The sequence below is a fragment of the Marinimicrobium koreense genome, from assembly GCF_003762925.1.
Lineage (GTDB): Bacteria > Pseudomonadota > Gammaproteobacteria > Pseudomonadales > Cellvibrionaceae > Marinimicrobium > Marinimicrobium koreense.
The window spans coordinates 1,220,086-1,242,072 of the sequence record NZ_RJUK01000001.1 but is presented as its reverse complement, the minus strand read 5'-3'; the positions used below and the strand labels follow the sequence as shown (position 1 = coordinate 1,242,072).

Below are 21,987 nucleotides of genomic sequence, written 5' to 3'. Positions count from 1 at the left end.
GGGGTACGAGTTATGTTGAAAGTTGAAGTCTATCGCTACAACCCCGAGACCGACAAAGCGCCTTACATGAAGTCCTACGAAGTGGACACTCAGGGTAAGGACCTGATGGTGCTCGACGTGCTGGGTATGCTCAAGGAACAGGACGAATCCCTGGCTTACCGTCGCTCCTGCCGCGAGGGGGTTTGTGGCTCGGATGGCATGAATATCAACGGCGTTAATGGGCTGGCCTGTATCACGCCGCTGTCTCAGGCGGTAAAGAACAACAAGTTGGTGGTTCGGCCACTGCCTGGACTTCCGGTGATTCGTGATCTGGTCATCGATATGACCCAGTTCTACGATCAGTACAAGAAAATCGAGCCCTATTTGCAAAATGATACCCCCGCTCCGGCAATCGAGCGGTTACAATCTCCCGAAGATCGTGCCAAGCTGGACGGTCTGTACGAGTGTATTCTGTGCGCCTGCTGCTCAACCAGCTGCCCGTCGTTCTGGTGGAATCCGGACAAGTTCATTGGTCCGGCCGGTCTGCTCCAGGCCTACCGCTTCCTGGCGGACAGCCGCGACCTGGCCACAGAGAAACGCTTGTCGAACCTGGATGACCCCTTCAGCGTCTTCCGCTGTCACGGCATTCAGAACTGTGTGTCCGTGTGCCCCAAAGGGTTGAACCCGACCCGGGCGATCGGTCATATTCGCACCATGCTGCTGCAAAGTGCGACCTGATCACACTCAGATGTGAGCAACATGGGTCGGGCCGAGAGCCCGGCTGTTCGGCACACCCTCAAGGGTGTGCCTGAGTATTTGAGCGGCGCGTTCTGCCACAAGCGGAGTGCGTTATGGTAGCTAACGGCTAGAGACTAGCAGGGGGAGTATCGGGTAACACCCGATCCGGCCGCCAGCCATCCCGGTGAACCGGTGGTTGGCGAACCCCATGACAAGGTGGGTGTAATGCAAGACAGCATCATGGAGCAATTTTGGCGCACGTCCCATATCTCCGGAGGGAATGCCGCCTACGTCGAAGCGCTCTACGACACATATCTACACGATCCCAATGCGGTTCCCGATGAGTGGCGCAATTACTTTGAGCAATTGCCCCGGGTCAACGGGGTAGTCACCCAAGACGTTCCGCACTCCGTAATCCGCGAGCAGTTCCAGCGTCTCGCCAAAACCCGCTCAGCGACCGCGTCGGCCACGGCGGCGGGCTCCGTCAGCCTCGAGCACGAGCGCAAGCAGGTCAAAGTTCTTCAGCTGATCAGCTCCTACCGCTTCCGCGGCCACCAGAAAGCCCAACTCGACCCCCTCAGCCTGATGGATCGTGAACGAGTTCCTGACCTGGAGCTGGGATTTCATGGTCTGACAGAAGCGGATCTGGACACGGTTTTCAACACCGGCAACCTGTTCATCGGCCGGGAAGAGGCGCCGCTCAAGGACATTGTCGATGCTCTGGAGCAGACCTACTGCGGGCACGTCGGTCCGGAAATCATGCATATCACCAACCTGGCGGAGAAGCAGTGGCTTCAGCAGCGCCTGGAGAGTGTGCGTTCCAAGCCGGACTTCAGCGATGAGCAGCGCCTGGCCGTGTTGGACCGTCTGGTGGCGGCCGAAGGGCTGGAGCGGCACCTTGATAGCAAATACCCCGGGACCAAGCGTTTTGGTCTGGAGGGGGGCGAGAGCTTTATTCCGCTGGTGGATGCGATCGTCAACCGCGCGGGCGGTTACGGCGCAAAAGAAATCGTGCTGGGTATGGCTCACCGTGGCCGTCTGAACACCCTGGTCAACATCTTCGGTAAGAGCCCGTCAGAACTGTTTGGCGAGTTCGAAGGCACCAAGCGTCTGGTGGACACCTCAGGCGATGTGAAATACCACCAGGGGTTCTCCTCCAATATCATGACCCCGGGCGGCGAACTGCACATGGCCATGGCCTTCAACCCGTCGCACCTGGAGATCGTCTCTCCGGTGGTTGAAGGGTCGGTACGGGCCCGCCAGGATCGCCGTGAAGACCCGATCGGGGCCAAGGTGCTGCCCATCGTGGTGCACGGGGACGCGGCCTTCGCCGGTCAGGGCGTGGTCATGGAAACCTTCCAGATGTCCCAGACTCGAGCCTATGCCACCGGCGGCACCGTACACCTGGTGATCAATAACCAGGTGGGCTTTACCACCAGCAAGCGCGAAGACATGCGCTCCACCGAGTACTGCACCGACGTGGCCAAGATGGTGGAAGCGCCGATTTTCCACGTCAATGGTGACGATCCGGACGCGGTGCTGTTTGCGGCCCAGTTGGCGGCGGACTATCGCTATGAGTTCAAGAAAGACGTGGTGATCGATCTGGTCTGTTACCGTCGTCGCGGCCACAATGAGGCTGATGATCCCTCGGCGACCCAGCCTTTGATGTATCAACTGATCCGCAAGCAAAAAACCACCCGTGCGCTCTACGCCGACAAACTGGTGGAAGCTGGCGTGGTGACCGCGGAAAAAGTTGACGAAATGATGAACAACTACCGCGCCGCCCTGGACCGCGGTGAAAGTGTGGCCAACGGCCTGGTCAGTGAGCCGGACCGCTCGCTGTTTGTCGACTGGACGCCCTACATCGGCCACGACTGGAATACGCCGGGCGATACCAGCTTCGACCTGAAACGTCTGCAGGAACTCGGTCACAAGATGTGCGAGATTCCCGACGGCGTGGTGGTGCAAAAGCAGGTCGGCAAGATTTACGACGACCGTCGCAAGATGGCCGGTGGCGCTCTGCCCATCAACTGGGGCATGGCGGAAACGCTCGCCTACGCAACGCTGCTGGATCAGGGCTACGGCGTCCGCCTGACCGGTCAGGATGTCGGGCGAGGCACCTTCTCACACCGTCACGCAGTAGTGCACAGTCAGAAAGACGGTTCCACCTATATCCCGCTGCGTCACCTCAAAGAGGATCAGCCAGCGCTGGATCTGTATGACTCCTTCCTGTCCGAAGAGGCGGTGCTGGCGTTCGAGTATGGCTATGCCACCACCACCCCGAACGGCCTGATCATCTGGGAAGCCCAATTTGGCGATTTCGCCAACGGCGCGCAGGTGGTCATCGACCAGTTCATCACCAGTGGTGAGCACAAGTGGGGTCGCTTGTGTGGCTTGACCATGCTGTTGCCACACGGCTACGAAGGGCAGGGCCCGGAGCACTCCTCCGCGCGTCTGGAGCGCTTTATGCAGCTGTGTGCCGAGCACAACATTCAGGTCTGTATTCCGACCACCCCGGCTCAGGTGTTTCACATGCTGCGCCGTCAGGTGATCCGCCCGATGCGTCGCCCACTGGTGGTCATGAGTCCGAAATGGATTCTGCGTCACAAGCTGGCGACCTCCAGCCTGGAAGATCTGGCCAACGGTCACTTCCACAATGTGATCACCGATGAGCAGGTTGACCCGGCGAAAGCCAAGCGGGTGGTGCTCTGTTCCGGCAAGGTGTACTACCACCTGCTGGAAGAGCGCATGGAACGTGAACAGGATGACGTGGCTCTGGTCCGTCTGGAGCAGCTCTACCCCTTCCCGGAAGAAGAATTGAAAGAGGCGCTGGCGCCTTTCAAAAATCTGAAGGATATCGTCTGGTGTCAGGAAGAGCCCATGAACCAGGGTGCCTGGTACAGCAGCCAGCACCACATGCGGCGTGTGGTGAATGATCACAACCCGGACCTCTATCTCAGCTATGTGGGGCGCGACCCATCAGCGGCACCGGCCGCGGGTTATGCCTCCGTGCATCTGGAAGAGCAGAAGCGTTTCATCAATGAGGCTCTGAGCGTTTGACGCCGGAGCCTGTGTTCGACAAAGAATCCACAGCGATTGCTAAGGACAAAGAATGACTATTGAGATCAAAGCCCCGACTTTCCCCGAATCTGTTCAGGACGGGAGCATCGCCACCTGGCATAAAAAGCCCGGTGAGGCTGTTTCCCGCGACGAATTGATTGTCGATATTGAAACCGACAAAGTGGTGCTGGAAGTGGTGGCACCGGCAGATGGCAGCCTGTCTGAAATCCTGAAAGAAGAGGGCGATACCGTCCTGAGCAATGAAGTCATTGCCAAGTTTGAAGAAGGCGCGGCCGGCTCGAAGAGTGACGACAAAGGCGACAGCGCCGACGAGAAGAAATCGGAAGAGAAGTCCGAGAGCAAGCCCGCAGACAGCGGCGAACAGCCGGCCACCAGCGATGACGGTGAAAAACTGCTCAGCCCCGCTGCGCGCAAAATGGCCGATGAAAACAACATTGACCCCAACAGCGTTCCAGGTACCGGGAAAGACGGTCGGGTCACTAAAGAGGATGTGGCCAACTTCCTCAAATCCGGTGGCAGCAAAGCCGCCAGTGCACCCAGCAGCGCTCCGGCCAAAGCGGCTGAAGTCGAAGCACCCGCCGGCGATCGTGCCGAAAAGCGTGTGCCGATGACCCGTCTGCGCAAGCGCATTGCCGAGCGTCTGCTCGAGGCTTCCAACACCACCGCCATGTTGACCACCTTCAACGAGGTGAACATGGGGCCGATCATGGAGCTGCGGGCCAAGTACAAAGATCAGTTCGAAAAGTCGCACGACGGTACCCGTCTGGGCTTTATGGGCTTCTTCGTGAAGGCCGCCGCCGAAGCGCTGCGTCGCTTCCCCGCCGTCAACGCCTCTATCGACAACAATGATGTTGTCTACCACGGCTATCAGGATATCGGTGTGGCGGTTTCTACCGACAAGGGCCTGGTCGTGCCGGTATTGCGCAACGCTGAGAGCATGGGGCTGGCGGATATCGAAAGCACCATTCGCGATTACGGTCTGCGTGCCCGTGATGGCAAGCTGGGTATTGAGGAAATGACCGGCGGTACGTTCACCATCACCAACGGTGGGGTCTTCGGTTCTCTGTTGTCCACTCCGATTCTGAATCTTCCGCAATCCGCCATTCTGGGCATGCACAAGATTCAGGAGCGCCCGATGGCGGTCAATGGCGAGGTGAAAATTCTGCCGATGATGTACCTGGCGCTCTCCTACGACCACCGTCTGCTGGATGGTAAAGAAGCCGTTCAGTTCCTGGTCACCATCAAGGACCTGCTGGAAGATCCAGCGCGGATCCTTCTGGAAATCTGATGAACAAAGCGGGCTGGTTACTGCCCGCTTTGTTATAGCTCACTGACCGAATTATGGTGTTTGGCCCGATGAAGCGGTGGCCAGGCAGCCTTGTAAACCTGGGAAATGAAATATGTCTGATAAATTTGATGTGGTAGTCATTGGTTCTGGCCCGGCCGGATACGTTGCGGCGATTCGCGCGGCGCAGCTGGGCCTGAAAACGGCGTGTGTTGAAAAGTGGCAGAACAGCGAAGGCAAGGGCGTCAATGGTGGCACCTGCCTGAATGTGGGCTGTATCCCGTCCAAGGCGCTTCTGGACAGTTCCTACAAGTATCACGAAGCCAAAGACGACTTCAAAGTACACGGTATTTCGACCAAGGGCATCGAGATTGATGTGCCCTCAATGATTCAGCGCAAAGACAACATCGTCAAGCAGCTGACGGGCGGTATTTCGTCCCTGTTCAAAGCCAACGGCGTCACCTCGATCTTCGGTACCGGCAAACTGCTCGCCAACCGCAAGGTGGAAGTGACCGGTCACGACGGCAAAACCAAAACCCTCGAGGCGGATAACGTCATTTTGGCGTCGGGCTCCAAGCCCATCGATATTCCGGTCGCCAAAATTGATAATGACGTGATCGTCGACTCCACCGGTGCCCTCGAGTTTGATTCGGTACCCAAGCGTCTGGGCGTGATCGGCGCGGGTGTGATCGGTCTGGAACTGGGCAGTGTCTGGAACCGTCTGGGCTCCGATGTGGTGGTGCTTGAAGCGATGGACAAATTCCTGTCCATCATGGATCAGCAGATTGCCAAAGAAACCCAGAAAATCCTCACCAAGCAGGGCCTGGATATTCGTCTGAGCTGCCGGGTGACCGGCTCCGAAGTCAAGGGCAAGGAAGTGACCGTGACCTTTACCGACAAAGACGGTAAAGAGCAGAAGGAGACCTTTGATAAGCTCATCGTCTGTGTCGGGCGTCGCCCGTACACCGAAGGCCTGCTGGCGGAAGACAGCGGTGTGAACCTGGACGAGCGCGGCTTTATTTACGTCAACGACCTGTGTGCGACCGGTGCCCCCGGTGTTTGGGCTGTTGGCGATGTGGTGCGCGGCCCGATGCTGGCGCACAAGGGCTCCGAAGAGGGCGTGATGGTAGCCGAGCGTATCGCCGGTCAGAAAACCGTCATGAACTACGATGTGGTGCCCAATGTGATCTACACTCATCCGGAAGTGGCTTCCGTCGGTCGTACCGAAGAGCAGATCAAAGCCGATGGCGAGCCCTACAACGTCGGTACCTTCCCGTTTGCGGCCAGCGGTCGTGCCATGGCGGCCAATGAAACCGGCGGTCTAGTCAAAATCATCGCCCATGCGGACACCGATCGCATTCTCGGCGCTCACATTGTGGGACCGAGTGCGGCCGATCTGGTTCAGCAGGTGGCGATTGCAATGGAGTTCGGCAGCAGTGCGGAAGATCTGGGTCTGATGGTCTTTGGCCACCCGACTCTGTCTGAAGCTGTGCATGAAGCAGCCTTGGCGGTTCATGGTCATGCGATCCATGTCGCCAATAAGAAGAAGCGCTAATAATAACGAGAAATGACACTGAGTTAGAGAACTCAACCCAGGGGGCAGGCCGCCAAGGCGCGGTCTGCTAATTGGTCATTCTTGCCGGAAATGCCGTAAGAGACCTCGGTCCGGCAACAGACAATGTGGAACTGCACCATGAATTTGCATGAATATCAGGGTAAGCAACTGTTTGCTCAGTACGGACTGCCCGTCTCCAAGGGTGTCGCAGCCCAGACTCCCGCTGAAGCGGTAGCGGCAGCGGACACCATCGGTGGTACCGAGTTCGTCGTCAAGGCCCAGGTTCACGCCGGTGGCCGCGGTAAGGCCGGTGGCGTCAAGCTGGTCAAGTCAAAGGCGGAAATCGAGGCGTTTGCCAAACAGTGGTTGGGCAAAAACCTGGTGACCTACCAGACGGATGAAAATGGTCAGCCGGTCAGCCGCATTCTGGTTGAAACCTGCACCGACATCGATAAAGAACTGTATCTGGGTGCGGTCGTCGATCGTTCCACCCGCCGCATCGTATTCATGGCGTCTACCGAAGGCGGTGTGGAAATTGAAAAAGTGGCTGAGGAAACGCCGGAAAAAATCCTCAAGGCCACCATCGATCCGCTGGTTGGTGCTCAGCCGTACCAGGGCCGCGACCTGGCCTTTAAGCTGGGCCTGGAAGGCAAGCAGATCAAGCAGTTCGTGCAGATTTTCCTGGGCCTGGCCAAACTGTTCAAAGAAAAGGACGTGGCACTGATCGAGATCAACCCGCTGGTGATCACTCCGGCCGGTGACCTGCACTGCCTGGACGCCAAAGTGGCGATCGACGGCAACGCCCTGTACCGTCACGACGACCTGCATGAAATGCACGACCCGTCCCAGGAAGACGCCCGTGAAGCTCACGCCGCCAAGTGGGAGCTGAACTACGTGGCGCTCGATGGCAACATCGGCTGCATGGTAAACGGCGCGGGTCTGGCCATGGGCACCATGGACATCGTCAAGCTGCACGGTGGTGCGCCGGCGAACTTCCTGGACGTCGGTGGCGGTGCCACCAAGGAGCGCGTTGTGGAAGCGTTCAAAATCATTCTGTCTGATGAAAACGTCAAAGCCGTTCTGATCAACATCTTCGGCGGTATCGTTCGCTGTGACCTGATCGCCGAGGGCGTGATTGGCGCCGTGGAAGAGGTGGGCGTGAAGGTGCCCGTGGTTGTCCGCCTGGAAGGTAACAACGCCGAGCTGGGCGCCAAAGTACTGGCGGACAGCGGTCTGAACATCATCGCCGCGACCAGCTTGACTGACGCTGCTCAGCAAGTGGTTAAAGCCGCGGAGGGCTAAGGGCGACCGGAAACTGAATGTTTCCGCAGCGCCCTTAGCGACCGGCCAGGACGGCCGGGCCGGACCCAAACACCAGGGACGGTTTCACACTCCGCAGCAACACAGAATTTGAGGACTCAACAATGAGCGTTTTGATCAACAAAGATACCAAAGTGATCTGCCAGGGTTTCACCGGTGCCCAAGGTACCTTCCACTCTGAGCAGGCAATTGCCTACGGCACCAAGATGGTCGGCGGTGTTACTCCGGGTAAGGGTGGCCAGACTCATCTTGGCCTGCCGGTGTTCAACACCGTGGCGGAAGCCGTGGCCGAAACCGGCGCTGAAGCGTCCGTCATCTACGTACCGGCTCCGTTCTGTAAGGACTCGATCCTGGAAGCGGCCAACGCCGGCATCAAGCTGATCGTGTGCATCACTGAGGGCATTCCGACTCTGGATATGCTCGACTGTAAAGTGAAGTGCGATGAGCTGGGCGTGCGCTTGATCGGCCCCAACTGCCCGGGTGTGATCACACCGGGTGAGTGCAAGATCGGCATTATGCCGGGCCACATTCACAAGCCGGGCAAGGTGGGCATCGTGTCCCGCTCCGGTACCCTGACCTATGAAGCGGTCAAGCAGACCACCGACTTCGGTTACGGTCAGTCCACCTGCGTCGGCATCGGTGGTGACCCGATCCCGGGCTCCAACTTCATCGATATTCTGGAGATGTTCCAGAACGATCCGAAGACCGAAGCCATTGTGATGATCGGTGAGATTGGCGGTAGCGCGGAAGAAGAAGCCGCCGCTTACATCAAGGCCAACGTCACCAAGCCGGTGGTGTCTTACATCGCGGGTGTCACGGCACCGAAGGGTAAGCGCATGGGCCACGCGGGCGCGATCATTGCCGGCGGTAAGGGTACGGCTGACGAGAAGTTCGCCGCTCTGGAAGACGCCGGTGTGAAAACCGTACGCAGCCTGGCGGACATCGGCCAGGCGTTGAAAGAAGCCACTGGTTGGTAAGTCTTTCAGTCAAAAAAGGCGGCCTGCGAGCCGCCTTTTTTGTGTCTGTTGTTTGGCTTGGGTGGTTCTATTAACGACCGGTGTCTGCGGGGTATACCGTTTGGAGACCCGCCGTGAATACATCCCTGTAGGCTTCTCATCGGCATCCATGCCTCAGAGAGTCTCCAAACGGTATACCCCACAGCCACCTCAGTGCCAACGAATGCCCGGTGGCACCAGGCGCTATCTCCAAACAACGCTCAGTTGGCACCAGCGGAGGGTGGGTATACCACTGCAAGACCGTTACCCGCCTGGACGGCGGGTAATGAGCCCCCAGGGATGGGTTTACGGCGTGTCTTGCAGTGGTATACCCACCCGCAGCGCCACAATGCGAAGTGCTTGGTAAGGTTCCGCCGAGAGCAGCAACTCAACGCTTACGCAATGAAGGCTTGGCCGGCGCTTTGGGCAGATGAAGTTTTTCCGTCCGGTACTGGCCGGGTTGCAACTGATCCAGGGACCAGGTGCCGATCCGGGCGCGGACCAGGCGCAGGGTGGGGTGGCCGACCGCCGCTGTCATCCGGCGGACCTGACGGTTACGGCCCTCGGTGATGGTCAGCTCCAGCCAGGTGGTGGGAACGGATTTGCGCTCCCGCACCGGCGGGTTCCGGGGCCAGAGGGGCGGTTCGGGAATCACTTTTACCTTGGCCGGGCGAGTCCGGCCGTCGTTGAGCGTGACACCCTCACGCAACGCCTGCAGAGCCGACTTGTCGGGCGCGCCCTCCACCTGCACCCAATACACCTTGGGCAGCTTGTGCAGCGGGTGGGCGATCTGGTGCTGTACCTGGCCATCATCGGTGAGCAACAGCAGGCCCTCGGAGTCGCGATCCAGACGGCCGGCCGGGTAGACACCGGGGACATCAATGTAACGGGCCAGAGTGTCCCGGCCCTGAGCATCGGTGAACTGGGTGAGTACCCCATAAGGTTTATTGAACAACAACAGACGTGCCACAGATAACCTCGTTTCATGCCGGGCGTGGTCATTACTGGTATAATGCGCGCGATCAAAACACCGGCACACCCCCAGACAAGATGGAGTGACAGCTTATCATGACCGAATCCAAAATCATCTACACGGAAACTGACGAGGCGCCCGCGCTGGCGACCTACTCTCTGCTGCCCATCGTTCGCGCCTTTGCCGAACCCTGCGGCGTCGCGATTGAGACCCGTGACATCTCCCTGTCCGGACGGATCATCTCCCAGTTTCCCGGGCGTCTGAGCGAAGAACAGCGCATCGCTGATGATCTGGCTGAGCTGGGCGAGCTGGCCAAAACGCCGGAAGCCAACATCGTCAAACTGCCCAATATCAGTGCGTCCATTCCCCAGTTGAAGGCGGCCATCAAAGAGCTGCAGAAGCAGGGCTACGACCTGCCGGACTACCCGGATGAGCCCAAGACCGATGAAGAGAAAGCGGTCAAAGCCAAGTACGACAAGGTGAAAGGCAGTGCCGTTAACCCGGTCCTGCGCGAAGGCAACTCCGACCGTCGGGCTCCGGTCTCGGTCAAGCAGTATGCGCGCAAGAACCCGCACAAAATGGGTGCCTGGTCCGCCGACTCCAAGTCTCACGTGTCTCACATGTCCCACGGCGATTTTTACGGCAGCGAGCAGTCCGTGCTGGTGGAGAAAGCCACCGACGTAAAAATTCAGCTGGTCACCGATGCGGGCGACACTCAGATCCTGAAAGAGAAAACCGCGCTGCTCGACGGCGAGATCATTGACGCGGCGGTCATGAGCAAGCAGGCGTTGCGGGACTTCCTGGAAGCCGAGATCAACGATGCCAAAGCCAAAGACGTGCTCTTTTCGCTGCATCTGAAGGCGACCATGATGAAGGTCTCCGACCCGATTCTGTTTGGTCATACCGTGGAAGTGTTCTATGCCGACGCTCTGAAAAAACATGAGGCGGCCCTGAAGTCGGTCGGCTTTGATGCCAACAACGGTATTGGCGATCTCTACTCCTGTGTTGAGCAACTGCCGGAAGATCAGCGCAAGGCCATCATTGCCGATGTGGAGGCGGTGTACAACGAACGCCCCCGTCTGGCCATGGTCAACTCCGATAAAGGCATCACCAACCTGCACGTCCCCAGCGATGTGATCATCGATGCCTCCATGCCCGCCATGATCCGTGATTCCGGCAAGATGTGGGGCGCGGACAATGCTCGCCACGATGCCAAGGCCGTGATCCCGGATCGCTGCTACGCCACCATTTACCAGGCTGTGATTGACGACTGTAAAGCCAATGGCGCTTTCGATCCGACCACCATGGGCAGCGTGTCCAACGTTGGTCTGATGGCCCAGAAGGCCGAAGAGTACGGTTCACACGACAAGACCTTTGAAGTGCCGGCCAGCGGCAAGGTTCAGGTGGAGGATGCCAGCGGCCAGGTGCTGATCGAGCAGAGCGTCGAAGCGGGTGATATCTTCCGCATGTGCCAGGTCAAAGATGCGCCGATCCGCGACTGGGTCAAGCTGGCGGTCAACCGTGCTCGCGAAAGTGGCGCCCCGGCCGTGTTCTGGCTGGACTCCAAGCGTGCTCACGACGCCCAGGTCACCAAGAAAGTGGAGCAGTATCTGAAAGAGCACGACACCAGTGGCCTGGAAATTCACATCATGGCGCCGGTGGATGCGATGACCTTCTCCCTGGAGCGTATCCGTCAGGGCAAGGACACCATTTCCGTGACCGGTAACGTGCTGCGCGACTACCTGACCGATCTGTTCCCGATCATGGAGTTGGGCACCAGTGCGAAGATGCTCTCTATTGTGCCGCTGATGAATGGCGGCGGCCTGTTTGAGACCGGTGCTGGCGGCTCGGCCCCCAAGCATGTTCAGCAGCTGCTGGAGGAGAATCACCTGCGTTGGGACTCCCTGGGTGAATTCCTGGCGATGGTGGAATCACTGCGTCACTTCGGCAAGGTCACCGGCAATGCCAAGGCGAAGGTGCTGGCCGATGCACTGGACAAGGCCAATGCGGACTTCCTGGAAAACAACAAGTCACCCTCGCGCAAAACCGGCGAGCTGGACAACCGGGGCAGCCACTTCTACCTGGCACTGTACTGGGCAGAAGCACTGGCGGCTCAGTCTGACGATGCCGAGCTCAAGCAGCGTTTCACCGAGCTGGCGAAAACCCTGAGGGCCGAGGAAGACAAGATCGTGGCCGAACTGAACGGCGTGCAGGGCAAGCCGGTGGACATCGGTGGCTACTACCGTCCGGTCACCCGCAAGGTGTCTGACGTCATGCGCCCGAGCGCAACGCTCAATGCCGCGCTGGATGCCTTGAAAAACGCCTGATCGATGCCATATACAGCACAGGGAAGGGTGCTTGATGGTGCGAAAAACCCCCGGGGTCCATCAGGGCGCCGGGGGTTTTTGTTTCAGATCGGATCAGGATCGGTGCGTGGCGACTCGGTCAGTGAGTCGTGACGGCGGCCGGCTTGCCGGGGGCGGAATCGAAGTCCCGTCGCTCTCCGGCGCCATTGTTGGCGGCGGCGCGCTCGTCGGCCTGATGGGCATCGGAAGAAATGATGTTGGTGGCGTGGTAGCCTTTATCACCTTTGGTGATATCGAACGCGACCAGTTGACCCGCCTTAAGGGTTTTATAACCCTCCATCTGGATGGCCGAATAGTGCGCGAACAGATCTTCGCCACCTTCGTCCGGCAGGATAAAGCCATAGCCTTTGGCGTTATTGAACCACTTGACGGTACCTGTAGGCATGGGGGGTATCCTTCTGTTGCGGAGAGGCGCACAGGCCTCATCGTTAATCGTTATTAGAGTGTGTTGGTTTATTGCTCAAAGTGTTTAACTAGCCCGTCACTTTGTTGCTTTTTTGACCAACGTCACTCGTTTTAGCGAAGTTTCCTTCCCGTGTCAAGTGTGCGGCTCGGGAAGGTGGTAGGTGACCGGGGCATCGTTCCGGTACAATGAAGCGTATATCCCGGTCGGGCAGCCCGGCTAGATTACACATTTTTACGCAACCTTTTTCGGTACTGATGGGAAAAATGACGATCTATCATCTAACCTTAAGTAAAGAGCCGATGCTGGCCAAAGAGCCGGATGCGGCCGAAGGGGACGGCAATGTGGCGGTGCAGGAGGACAAGCCCAAACTGCGCCGCCCGCCAATGTACAAGGTAGTCATGTTCAACGATGACTACACACCGATGGATTTTGTGGTGGAGACGCTGGAAATCTTTTTTTCCATGAACCGGGAGAAGGCAACCCAGGTCATGATCAAAGTACATACCCAAGGTAAAGCCGTATGTGGTGTCTATACTCGGGATATTGCCGAGACCAAGGCGGCCCAGGTCAATCAATTTGCCAAGGACAATGAACATCCGCTGTTGTGCGAAATCGAAGCAGTGGAAGACGACGACCGGTGACTCTGCAGTAGAGGTTATCAGCGATGCTAAGTAAAGATCTCGAAATTACCCTGAACCTGGCGTTCAAGGGCGCGCGCTCAAAGCGGCATGAATTCATGACCGTTGAGCACCTGTTGCTGGCGTTGATCGACAATGAATCGGCGGCGAATGTCCTGCGTGCCTGCGGTGCGGACCTGGGCCAGTTGCGCAAGGAGTTGATCGAATTTGTCGACTCCACCACGCCTCTGATTCCGGAAGACGACACCGAGCGGGAAACCCAACCGACACTGGGCTTCCAACGGGTACTGCAGCGCGCGGTATTCCACGTTCAGTCCTCGGGAAAGCAGGAGGTGACCGGGGCCAATGTGCTGGTGGCCATCTTCAGTGAGCAGGAAAGTCAGGCGGTCTACTACCTGAAGCAGCAGAGTATTGCCCGCATTGATGTGGTCAACTACATCACCCACGGCATCCATAAGGTGGCCGGACAGTCCGATCACGGCAACGACTCCGCCCAGGAGCAGCACGACGATGATGCCATCGGCGGTGAGTCGCCCAGCCAGAGCCCGCTGGAGAGTTTTGCGGCCAACCTGAACGAGCAGGCCATGCAGGGGCGTATTGATCCCCTGGTGGGGCGCGAGTACGAGGTGGAGCGGGTCAGCCAGATTCTCTCCCGTCGGCGCAAGAACAACCCGCTGCTGGTGGGCGAGTCCGGGGTGGGTAAAACCGCCATTGCCGAAGGGCTGGCGAAGCGCGTGGTGGACGGCAATGTGCCCGAAGCGCTGGCGGACAGCGTGGTCTATTCCCTGGATATGGGAGCGCTGCTCGCAGGCACCAAATACCGTGGTGACTTTGAAAAGCGCTTCAAAGGGCTGCTCGGTGAGCTGAAAAAGCAGAAGAATGCGATTCTGTTCATCGACGAAATTCATACCATCATCGGTGCGGGGGCGGCCTCCGGCGGTGTCATGGACGCCTCCAACCTGCTCAAGCCTCTGCTGTCCTCCGGCGAATTGCGCTGCATGGGGTCCACTACCTATCAGGAATACCGGGGCGTGTTTGAGAAGGACCGGGCCCTGTCCCGGCGCTTCCAGAAGGTGGACGTCAAAGAACCCACGGTGGATGAGACCTATCAGATCCTGAAAGGGCTCAAGAGCCGCTTTGAGAAGCACCATGGACTTCGCTACACCGACCCGGCACTGCGCACGGCGGCGGAGCTGTCCGAGCGTTACATCAATGAACGCTTCCTGCCCGACAAGGCGATCGACGTGATTGACGAGGCCGGGGCCTACCAGCAGTTGCAGCCGCCGAGCAAGCGCAAGAAAACCGTCGGTGTGTCCGATATCGAGGCGGTGGTTGCCAAGATTGCGCGCATTCCCCCGAAGAGCGTGTCCTCTTCGGACAAGGAGCAATTGCGCAAGCTGGATGACAACCTGAAGATGACCGTCTTCGGACAGGACGAGGCCATCGACACCCTGTCGACCGCGATTAAGCTGTCGCGCGCCGGCCTGGGCTCCGCTGAGAAACCCATCGGTTCCTTCCTGTTCGCCGGTCCCACCGGTGTCGGTAAGACCGAGGTGACCCGGCAGTTGGCCAAGTGCCTGGGTGTGGAGTTGATCCGTTTCGATATGTCCGAGTACATGGAGCGGCACACGGTGTCCCGTCTGATCGGTGCGCCTCCGGGCTATGTCGGGTTTGATCAGGGTGGCCTGCTCACCGATGCGGTAACCAAGCATCCCCACAGTGTGGTGTTGCTCGATGAGATCGAGAAGGCGCACCCCGAGGTGTTCAACCTGCTCCTGCAGGTGATGGACCACGGGACCCTGACCGACAACAACGGCCGCAAGGCGGACTTCCGCAACGTCATTCTGGTGATGACCACTAATGCGGGTGCGGAGGACATGAGTCGGCCGTCCATCGGCTTCACCCATCAGGATCACACCACCGATGGTAAAGAGGCGATCAAAAAGTCCTTTACCCCCGAGTTCCGCAACCGGCTGGATGCGGTCGTGCAGTTCGGCGCCCTGAGTATGGACGTGATCAAGACCGTGGTGGACAAGTTCCTGGTGGAACTGCAGTCCCAGTTGGACGACAAGAAAGTCACTCTGGAGGTGACCGACGAGGCTCGTCAGTGGCTGGCCGAGCACGGTTATGACGAAAAAATGGGCGCCCGACCCATGGCTCGTCTAATTCAGGAGAAGGTCAAGAAGCCTTTGGCGGAAGCGGTGCTTTTCGGAGAACTGGCCGAAAATGGCGGCTCTGTGTATGTGGGCGTGGATCCGGACAAGGACGAGCTGGCGATCAGGGTAGATGGCAAGGCCTGACCGACTCACTTTCCCGCAGGCATAACGAAACCCGCGCCACCGTCAGGAGGCGCGGGTTTTTTGTCGGTAACCAGGCTGTTCGGCGCCGGGCGGGCAGGGCGCCGAAGGGGTGCTTAGCGGGAGCGGTAGGTGATGCGACCTTTGGTGAGGTCGTAGGGGGTCATTTCGACCTTGACCTTGTCGCCGGTGAGGATGCGGATATAGTTTTTACGCATCTTGCCGGAGATGTGCGCGGTCACCACGTGCCCGTTTTCCAGCTTTACGCGGAAAGTGGTATTGGGCAGGGTGTCGACTACTTCACCTTCAAATTCAATATTGTCTTCTTTCGCCATTCGGCCGTTTCCTCAGCTTTCTGTGAGTGCATTGTCGTCGAACTTCAGACATCGTGCACAGGGTAAGTCTGAATGATTGCCCCGCAGGGCCAAAAATAGGCGTGAATTGTGCCTGAAATGAGCCGAAAGGCCAAGTGCTGGCAGGATAAAAGGTGGTTTATTGAGCTTTAGAGTCGCAGAACGTCCGGTCCGCTGCACGGTGCCCTGTTCCCGGACACGCCGTAAATACGGTCCTACGCGCTCCTGGCGCTTACGGACACTTCCCACATCCATGTGGGTCGTCCACGTAGGCTCGAATCGCGGGTCCCCCGCTCCACAGTCCGGGAACAGGGCACCGCCCACCGGACCTCAGTGCCAAATAGTCACGCGTCGGACCGATCCGATCCATCCGATAACTGGTGCTCGGAGAGGTAGCTATCTCAAAACAGGGTCACCTTGGCACCGGCGGAGGGAGGGCAGGCTTCTCCGGGACCGTTACCCGCCTGGATGGCGGGTAATCGAGCCCCCAGGGATGGGTTTACGGCGTGTCTCGGAGAAGCCTGCCCTCCCGTAGCGGCCCGGTTCGAAGCTGCAAAGCCAAAAAACTAATTCACCCGCACCCAGCGCCGATTGACCAACATCTCCAACGGCCGATACTGGGTCTTGTAATCCATCTTCCGACACTGCTTGATCCAATACCCCAGATACACATATCGCAATCCCAGGGCTTTGGCCTGTTCCACCTGGGCCAGAATGCCAAAGACCCCCAGGCTGCGGCGGTCTTCCCGGCTGTCAAAAAAGGTGTACACCGCCGACAGCCCGTCGTCCAGTCGGTCGCACACCGCAACCGCCAGCAGTCGGTCCTCAGCATTCCGCACCTCAAGGTACTGAGTCACGCCCCAGGCCCGGCTTAAAAACGCTTCGTACTGGGCTCGTGAGGGTGGGTACATGTCCCCGTCCCGGTGGCGGGTGTTGATGTAATGGGCGTACAGCTCGTAGTGCTCATCGGCATCAATCCGCTCCACCATGGCCAGCGTCAGGTCCTCATTGCGCCGCCAGCAACGGCGCTGCTTTCGGTTGGGGCGGAAGTGTTCGACCGGAATGCGACAGGACACACAGGCACTGCACTGGGCGCAGTGCGGCCGGTACAGGTGCGCGCCGCTGCGGCGGAAGCCAATCTGGGACAGTTGGCTGTACAGGTCCTGATCAACCGGCGCGTTGGGGTCGATAAACAGGGTAGTGGCTTCCTCTCCCTCCAGATAACTGCAGGGGTGGGGCTGGGTGGCGAAGAGTTTGAGGTTCGACAGGTCGGTCATGGTGTCTCCTCCCGTCGGGAAGTCTATCTCTGGGCGTCGGTCTATAGCACGGGCTGATTAAGGTGCCAGGGACCGCTGATCGAGGGCAGATAGGCATAGTCTAGCAGGATTTTTTCGAAGGCTTCACGAGAAATTTCCTCCGCCCCAAGGCTGAACAGGTGTGCGCTGCCCACCTGGCAGTCGATGAGCTCAAAATGCCACGCCTTGAGTTGGGCGACCAGGTGGACAAAGCCGACCTTGGAGGCATTGTCCGCCCGGGTGAACATGGACTCGCCAAAAAAGACGCGGCCCAGGGCGAGGCCGTAAAGCCCTCCCACCAGGCGCTCTTCCTGCCAGACTTCGATGGAATGCGCCACTCCCTGACGGTGAAGGCGCGTGTAGGCGGCCAGCATGTCATCGGTAATCCAGGTGCCGGAGGCGCCGTCGCGGGGGGCGGCGCAGGCGCGCATGACCGCCTCGAAAGCCTGGTCACAGGTGACCCTATATTCCCCTCGTTTGAGGGTTTTGCGCAGGGAACGGGACACGTGCAGATGGTCGGGAAAGAGCACGGCGCGAGGGTCTGGCGTCCACCACAGAATGGGCTGACCCTCCTCGTACCAGGGAAAAATACCCAGGCGGTAGGCGCGCATCAGTCGCTCCGGAGACAGGTCGCCGCCACCGGCGAGCAGCCCGTTGGGTTCATCCAGAGCTTCGGTCGTGGGCGGAAAGTCCAGAGTGTTGGGCTCAAGCCAGGGAAGGGTAATCATGAGTGCGTCAAGCCGGCCCCGAAGGGCCGGTGAACAGGTCTGGAGGGACCCCGTTACAGGTCGTCCAGATACTTTTCCGCGTCCAGCGCCGCCATGCAGCCGGCACCGGCCGAGGTGATGGCCTGACGGTAGACGTGGTCGGATACGTCGCCCGCGGCGAACACACCGGGCACACTGGTGGCGGTGGCGTTGCCATTCAGGCCGCTCTTGATCTTGATGTAGCCGTCTTTCATGTCCAGCTGACCGGCGAAGATATCGGTATTGGGCTTGTGGCCAATGGCGATAAATACGCCCTGGACGTCAATTTCATGAGTGCTTTCATTGAGCATACTGCGCAGACGGGCGCCGGTAACGCCGTTGTCATCGCCCAGCACTTCGTCCAAGGTGTGGTCCCAGACGATCTTCACGTTGCCATTTTCGGCCTTGGCGAACAGCTTGTCCTGCAGAATTTTTTCCGCTCGCAGCTTGTCGCGACGGTGAATCAGTGTGACTTCGCTGGCGATATTGGACAGGTATAGAGCCTCTTCAACCGCCGTGTTGCCACCGCCGACCACGGCGACTTTCTGATCGCGGTAGAAGAAACCATCACAGGTAGCGCAGGCGCTGACGCCCTTGCCCATAAACGCTTCTTCCGAGGGCAGGCCGATATACTGGGCGGAGGCGCCGGTGGCGATGATCAGGGCGTCACAGGTGTAGGTCTCGTTACCGATCAGCTTGTAAGGGCGCTCGCTCAGGTCGGTTTCGTGGATATGATCGAAAATGATCTGAGTGTCAAAACGCTCAGCGTGCTGCTGCATCTCGACCATCAGGTCGGGCCCCTGGAGGTCGGACACACCGCCCGGCCAGTTTTCCACATCCGTGGTGGTAGTCAGCTGGCCACCCTGCTGCATACCGGTGATCAGCACCGGATTCAGGTTGGCGCGGGCCGCGTAGATGGCCGCTGTGTAACCGGCGGGACCCGAACCGAGGATAATCAGGCGATGATGCTGTGCTTCGCTCATGATTTGCTGTCCTTTACGTCAATTGAGAGTGAGGGGGAAATTTGAAGGCGCTCATCATAAGTGAATCGCTCTCGGGGCGCAAAATAGTATGAACCAATGCCAAGTATTGCTTTCTTTAATGGTAATCTCTCGGTTTTATCGCTTTGCGCTATCATCGGTCCCTTCGGGTCCGGGGCGAGTCTATGAACGGGTCGCTTTTGCAAACCCCGTTCGGGCCGATAGAATAGCCGCCGTCATTCTTACAACTCAACAGGATTAACCCGTTTGAAGCGTTCTCAAACCTCCACCGCCAGTAACGACGCCGCGCCCGCCGACAGTGTGCTGGTGCGCATCGTCAAAGAAGGCGCCCTGATCGGCCTGGCCGCCATCAGTGTGTACCTGATGTTGGCACTGGTGACCTATGACGCCGGGGACCCGGGCTGGTCGCACACGGGCGAAAACAGCCGCATTCGCAATGCCGGCGGCCCGGCCGGGGCCTGGTTGGCCGATGTGTTCCTGTCGTTGTTTGGCTATCTGGCCTACCTGTTTCCGGTACTTCTGGCCTACCGGGCCTGGCAGGTATTTCGGGATCGGGAGCGTCAGCCGGGGTTCGACTGGTTGCTAATCTCGCTGCGGGTGGTGGGCCTGATCCTGGTGATGGTAGCGGGTACCGGTATTGCCAGTATGCACTACCCCGATGGGGCCAGCCTGCCGTTTTCCAATGGTGGTCTGATGGGCGCTTCGGTGGCCGAGGCCGTTGAAGGCGCCTTCAGCTACACCGGTGGCACCCTGATTCTGCTGTCGATTTTCCTGTTCGGTATCACCATCTTTACGGACCTGTCCTGGTTGGCACTGATGGATGAAACCGGGCGCTTGACCCTGGTACTGCTCGATAAAATCCGCTCGGGCTTCCAGCACTGGCAGCACCAGCGGGCCGAGCGCAAAGCCGCGAGAGAGGCCCAGCGCACGCGCCGGGAAGCCGTTGCCAAGCAGGTTGAGAAAACCGCCAAGCGGGTGCCGCCCACGATCAGCGAACCGGTCAAGAAGGCCCCGCCCAAACCCCAGCCCAAGCCGGCCCGGCAGGCTTCGCTGTTCGATACCAAGGACAGTTCACCTCCGGAGGGTGACTTGCCCTCGATTGATCTGCTGGATCCGGCCGATGAACACAGTGACAAGTCCTATTCCAAAGAGTCCCTGGAAGCCATGTCCCGTCTTCTAGAGCTGAAGCTCAAGGACTTCGGGATCGAGGTCGAGGTGGTCTCGGTGCAGCCCGGGCCTGTGGTGACCCGGTTCGAGATTCAGCCCGCCCCCGGGGTCAAGGCCAGCCGGATTACCAATCTGGCCAAAGACCTGGCCCGTTCGCTGGCGGTGATCAGCGTGCGGGTGGTGGAAGTGATTCCCGGCAAATCGGTGGTGGGGATTGAGATTCCCAACGAGCACCGGGAAATCGTGCGCCTGAGTGAAGTGTTGGCCTCGGATGTGTATGCCAAGGCCAAATCCGTGCTCACCATGGCCCTGGGTCACGATATCTCCGGCGAACCCATCGTGGCGGATCTGGCCAAAATGCCCCACTTGCTGGTGGCGGGTACCACTGGCTCGGGGAAATCCGTGGGCGTGAACGTGATGCTGCTCAGCCTGTTGTACAAATCCTCTCCGGACGAAGTACGACTGATGCTGGTGGACCCGAAGATGCTGGAGCTGTCGGTCTATGAGGGCATTCCGCACCTGTTGACCCCGGTCATTACCGATATGAAAGACGCCGCCAACGGCCTGCGCTGGTGCGTCGGGGAAATGGAGCGGCGTTACAAGCTGATGGCCGCCCTGGGGGTTCGCAACCTGGCCGGCTATAACCGTAAGGTGGATGAGGCCCGCAAGGCCGGAGAGCCGCTGAAAGACCCGCTGTTCAAACCGGAAGAGAACTACGAGCCGGGGGCCGAGGAGGCCACGGCGCCGGATCTGGAGCACCTGCCGGCGATTGTGGTGGTGATCGATGAGTTTGCCGATATGATGATGATCGTCGGCAAGAAGGTGGAACAGTTGATTGCCCGTATTGCCCAGAAGGCACGGGCAGCGGGTATCCATCTGATTCTGGCGACCCAGCGCCCGTCGGTGGATGTGATCACCGGTCTGATCAAGGCGAACGTGCCGACGCGGATTGCGTTTCAGGTGTCCTCGAAGATTGATTCACGCACGATTCTGGATCAGGGTGGGGCGGAGCAGTTGCTGGGCCACGGGGATATGTTGTATCTGCCTCCCGGTACGAGCAATCCGGTGCGTGTTCACGGCGCTTTTGTTGATGATCATGAGGTGCACAAGGTGGTGGCGGATTGGAAGAAGCGCGGTGAGCCGAATTATATTGATGGGGTGACGGATGAGAGTACGACCAGTTCGATTCCGGTACCGGGTATGCCCGGAGGGGAAGAGGGCGGTGATGCCGGTGAGGGGGATGCCCTTTACGATGAGGCGGTGGCGTTTGTGATTGATTCACGCAAGGCGTCGATTTCAGGGGTTCAGCGCAAGCTGCGCATCGGCTACAACCGTGCGGCCCGCCTGATCGACACCATGGAAGCCGCCGGCGTGGTCTCCGAAGCCGGCCACAACGGCAACCGCGAGGTCCTGGTCCCCAAAAACTGATTTCGTATGGTGGTTTCGAGAGAGACCGGCGAGAGAGGGGAATACCCCTCGGAGACCCGCCGTAAACCCATCCTTGGGGGCTTCTCGTCGGCATCCATGCCTCCGAGAGTCTCCGAGGGGTATTCCCCTCTCTCGCCTCAGTGCCAGCTTCCACCTGAGGTCGCGTAGGGCGGGTAAGCCGAAGGCGCACCCGCCGTAACCCAATACCAGATGCTGCGGTAATGACGTAGGGTGGATCGGTCCGACGTATCGGAGCCCAAAGGGCGTCATCCACCAAAAAAACCACCAAAATATCCGTAGGTCGGATTAGGCCAAAGTCCGTAATCCGACAAAACGACCCCCGGAACTTTATTACCACCTTCCT

Annotated in this window: 16 protein-coding genes; 10 read left to right on the top strand and 6 right to left on the bottom strand. The window is 59.0% G+C overall.

What is annotated here, in order from left to right:
• The first annotated feature begins 12 nt into the window (after positions 1-12).
• The 6 genes from EDC38_RS05335 to sucD all read left to right on the top strand — a co-directional run bounded on the left by EDC38_RS05335 (position 13) and on the right by sucD (position 8,935).
• Positions 13-717 carry a succinate dehydrogenase iron-sulfur subunit gene (locus EDC38_RS05335; protein WP_024460482.1) on the top strand — a complete coding sequence of 235 codons (705 nt, stop codon included), beginning with the start codon at positions 13-15 and terminating at the stop codon, positions 715-717.
• Between the two features lie 225 nt (positions 718-942).
• A complete protein-coding gene (locus tag EDC38_RS05330; RefSeq protein WP_123637613.1) occupies positions 943-3,777 on the top strand; it encodes a 2-oxoglutarate dehydrogenase E1 component in 2,835 nt (944 codons plus the stop codon).
• 52 nt (positions 3,778-3,829) lie between these two features.
• Positions 3,830-5,086, top strand: a complete 1,257-nt coding sequence (odhB, locus tag EDC38_RS05325) for a 2-oxoglutarate dehydrogenase complex dihydrolipoyllysine-residue succinyltransferase (protein ID WP_123637612.1) — start codon at positions 3,830-3,832, stop codon at positions 5,084-5,086.
• Positions 5,087-5,198: 112 nt separating this feature from the next.
• Positions 5,199-6,638, top strand: coding sequence for a dihydrolipoyl dehydrogenase (lpdA, locus tag EDC38_RS05320; protein WP_123637611.1), 1,440 nt, complete (start codon positions 5,199-5,201; stop codon positions 6,636-6,638).
• 138 nt (positions 6,639-6,776) lie between these two features.
• Positions 6,777-7,940: an ADP-forming succinate--CoA ligase subunit beta gene (gene sucC / locus EDC38_RS05315; protein WP_123637610.1), complete on the top strand. Its 1,164-nt coding sequence runs from the start codon at positions 6,777-6,779 to the stop codon at positions 7,938-7,940.
• A gap of 122 nt (positions 7,941-8,062) precedes the next feature.
• Positions 8,063-8,935, top strand: a complete 873-nt coding sequence (gene sucD, locus EDC38_RS05310; RefSeq protein ID WP_123637609.1) for a succinate--CoA ligase subunit alpha — start codon at positions 8,063-8,065, stop codon at positions 8,933-8,935.
• 406 nt (positions 8,936-9,341) lie between these two features.
• On the opposite strand, the gene EDC38_RS05305 is transcribed toward sucD, so the two are convergent.
• Complete coding sequence (locus tag EDC38_RS05305) at positions 9,342-9,923, bottom strand: pseudouridine synthase (RefSeq protein ID WP_036159882.1); 582 nt, start codon at positions 9,921-9,923, stop codon at positions 9,342-9,344.
• Positions 9,924-10,021: 98 nt separating this feature from the next.
• Here EDC38_RS05305 and EDC38_RS05300 point away from each other — a divergent pair, with 98 nt between their 5' ends.
• Positions 10,022-12,253: an NADP-dependent isocitrate dehydrogenase gene (locus EDC38_RS05300; RefSeq protein WP_123637608.1), complete on the top strand. Its 2,232-nt coding sequence runs from the start codon at positions 10,022-10,024 to the stop codon at positions 12,251-12,253.
• A 118-nt stretch (positions 12,254-12,371) separates the two neighbouring features.
• Here the strand turns inward: EDC38_RS05300 and cspD are convergent, their stop codons facing one another.
• On the bottom strand, positions 12,372-12,677 hold the full coding sequence (cspD, locus tag EDC38_RS16640; RefSeq protein WP_024460475.1) for a cold shock domain-containing protein CspD: 306 nt from the start codon (positions 12,675-12,677) through the stop codon (positions 12,372-12,374).
• Between the two features lie 275 nt (positions 12,678-12,952).
• Here cspD and clpS point away from each other — a divergent pair, with 275 nt between their 5' ends.
• Both clpS and clpA read left to right on the top strand, forming a co-directional pair.
• Entirely contained in the window at positions 12,953-13,339 is a 387-nt protein-coding gene (gene clpS, locus EDC38_RS05290) for an ATP-dependent Clp protease adapter ClpS (protein ID WP_123637607.1), read from the top strand.
• Positions 13,340-13,362: 23 nt separating this feature from the next.
• Positions 13,363-15,636: an ATP-dependent Clp protease ATP-binding subunit ClpA gene (gene clpA / locus EDC38_RS05285; RefSeq protein WP_024460473.1), complete on the top strand. Its 2,274-nt coding sequence runs from the start codon at positions 13,363-13,365 to the stop codon at positions 15,634-15,636.
• A 113-nt stretch (positions 15,637-15,749) separates the two neighbouring features.
• Here the strand turns inward: clpA and infA are convergent, their stop codons facing one another.
• The 4 genes from infA to trxB form a co-directional block, all read right to left on the bottom strand.
• Positions 15,750-15,968: a translation initiation factor IF-1 gene (infA, locus tag EDC38_RS05280; RefSeq protein WP_024460472.1), complete on the bottom strand. Its 219-nt coding sequence runs from the start codon at positions 15,966-15,968 to the stop codon at positions 15,750-15,752.
• 584 nt (positions 15,969-16,552) lie between these two features.
• Entirely contained in the window at positions 16,553-17,263 is a 711-nt protein-coding gene (locus EDC38_RS05275; protein WP_123637606.1) for an arginyltransferase, read from the bottom strand.
• A gap of 41 nt (positions 17,264-17,304) precedes the next feature.
• Complete coding sequence (gene aat / locus EDC38_RS05270) at positions 17,305-18,009, bottom strand: leucyl/phenylalanyl-tRNA--protein transferase (RefSeq protein ID WP_123637605.1); 705 nt, start codon at positions 18,007-18,009, stop codon at positions 17,305-17,307.
• 53 nt (positions 18,010-18,062) lie between these two features.
• Positions 18,063-19,010: a thioredoxin-disulfide reductase gene (trxB, locus tag EDC38_RS05265; protein WP_123637604.1), complete on the bottom strand. Its 948-nt coding sequence runs from the start codon at positions 19,008-19,010 to the stop codon at positions 18,063-18,065.
• A 264-nt stretch (positions 19,011-19,274) separates the two neighbouring features.
• Between trxB and EDC38_RS05260 the strand changes: the two genes are divergently transcribed.
• The gene (locus EDC38_RS05260) at positions 19,275-21,623 is read left to right on the top strand and encodes a DNA translocase FtsK (protein ID WP_123637603.1); all 2,349 of its coding nucleotides are present in this window, start codon (positions 19,275-19,277) and stop codon (positions 21,621-21,623) included.
• Positions 21,624-21,987: the final 364 nt, after the last annotated feature.

Coding starts and splice junctions, on each gene's coding strand:
- EDC38_RS05335 (WP_024460482.1), top strand. CDS start 13: ATGTTGAAAGTTGAAGTCTATCGCTACAACCCCGAGACCGACAAAGCG.
- EDC38_RS05330 (WP_123637613.1), top strand. CDS start 943: ATGCAAGACAGCATCATGGAGCAATTTTGGCGCACGTCCCATATCTCC.
- odhB (WP_123637612.1), top strand. CDS start 3,830: ATGACTATTGAGATCAAAGCCCCGACTTTCCCCGAATCTGTTCAGGAC.
- lpdA (WP_123637611.1), top strand. CDS start 5,199: ATGTCTGATAAATTTGATGTGGTAGTCATTGGTTCTGGCCCGGCCGGA.
- sucC (WP_123637610.1), top strand. CDS start 6,777: ATGAATTTGCATGAATATCAGGGTAAGCAACTGTTTGCTCAGTACGGA.
- sucD (WP_123637609.1), top strand. CDS start 8,063: ATGAGCGTTTTGATCAACAAAGATACCAAAGTGATCTGCCAGGGTTTC.
- EDC38_RS05300 (WP_123637608.1), top strand. CDS start 10,022: ATGACCGAATCCAAAATCATCTACACGGAAACTGACGAGGCGCCCGCG.
- cspD (WP_024460475.1), bottom strand. CDS start 12,677: ATGCCTACAGGTACCGTCAAGTGGTTCAATAACGCCAAAGGCTATGGC.
- clpS (WP_123637607.1), top strand. CDS start 12,953: ATGGGAAAAATGACGATCTATCATCTAACCTTAAGTAAAGAGCCGATG.
- clpA (WP_024460473.1), top strand. CDS start 13,363: ATGCTAAGTAAAGATCTCGAAATTACCCTGAACCTGGCGTTCAAGGGC.
- infA (WP_024460472.1), bottom strand. CDS start 15,968: ATGGCGAAAGAAGACAATATTGAATTTGAAGGTGAAGTAGTCGACACC.
- EDC38_RS05275 (WP_123637606.1), bottom strand. CDS start 17,263: ATGACCGACCTGTCGAACCTCAAACTCTTCGCCACCCAGCCCCACCCC.
- aat (WP_123637605.1), bottom strand. CDS start 18,009: ATGATTACCCTTCCCTGGCTTGAGCCCAACACTCTGGACTTTCCGCCC.
- trxB (WP_123637604.1), bottom strand. CDS start 19,010: ATGAGCGAAGCACAGCATCATCGCCTGATTATCCTCGGTTCGGGTCCC.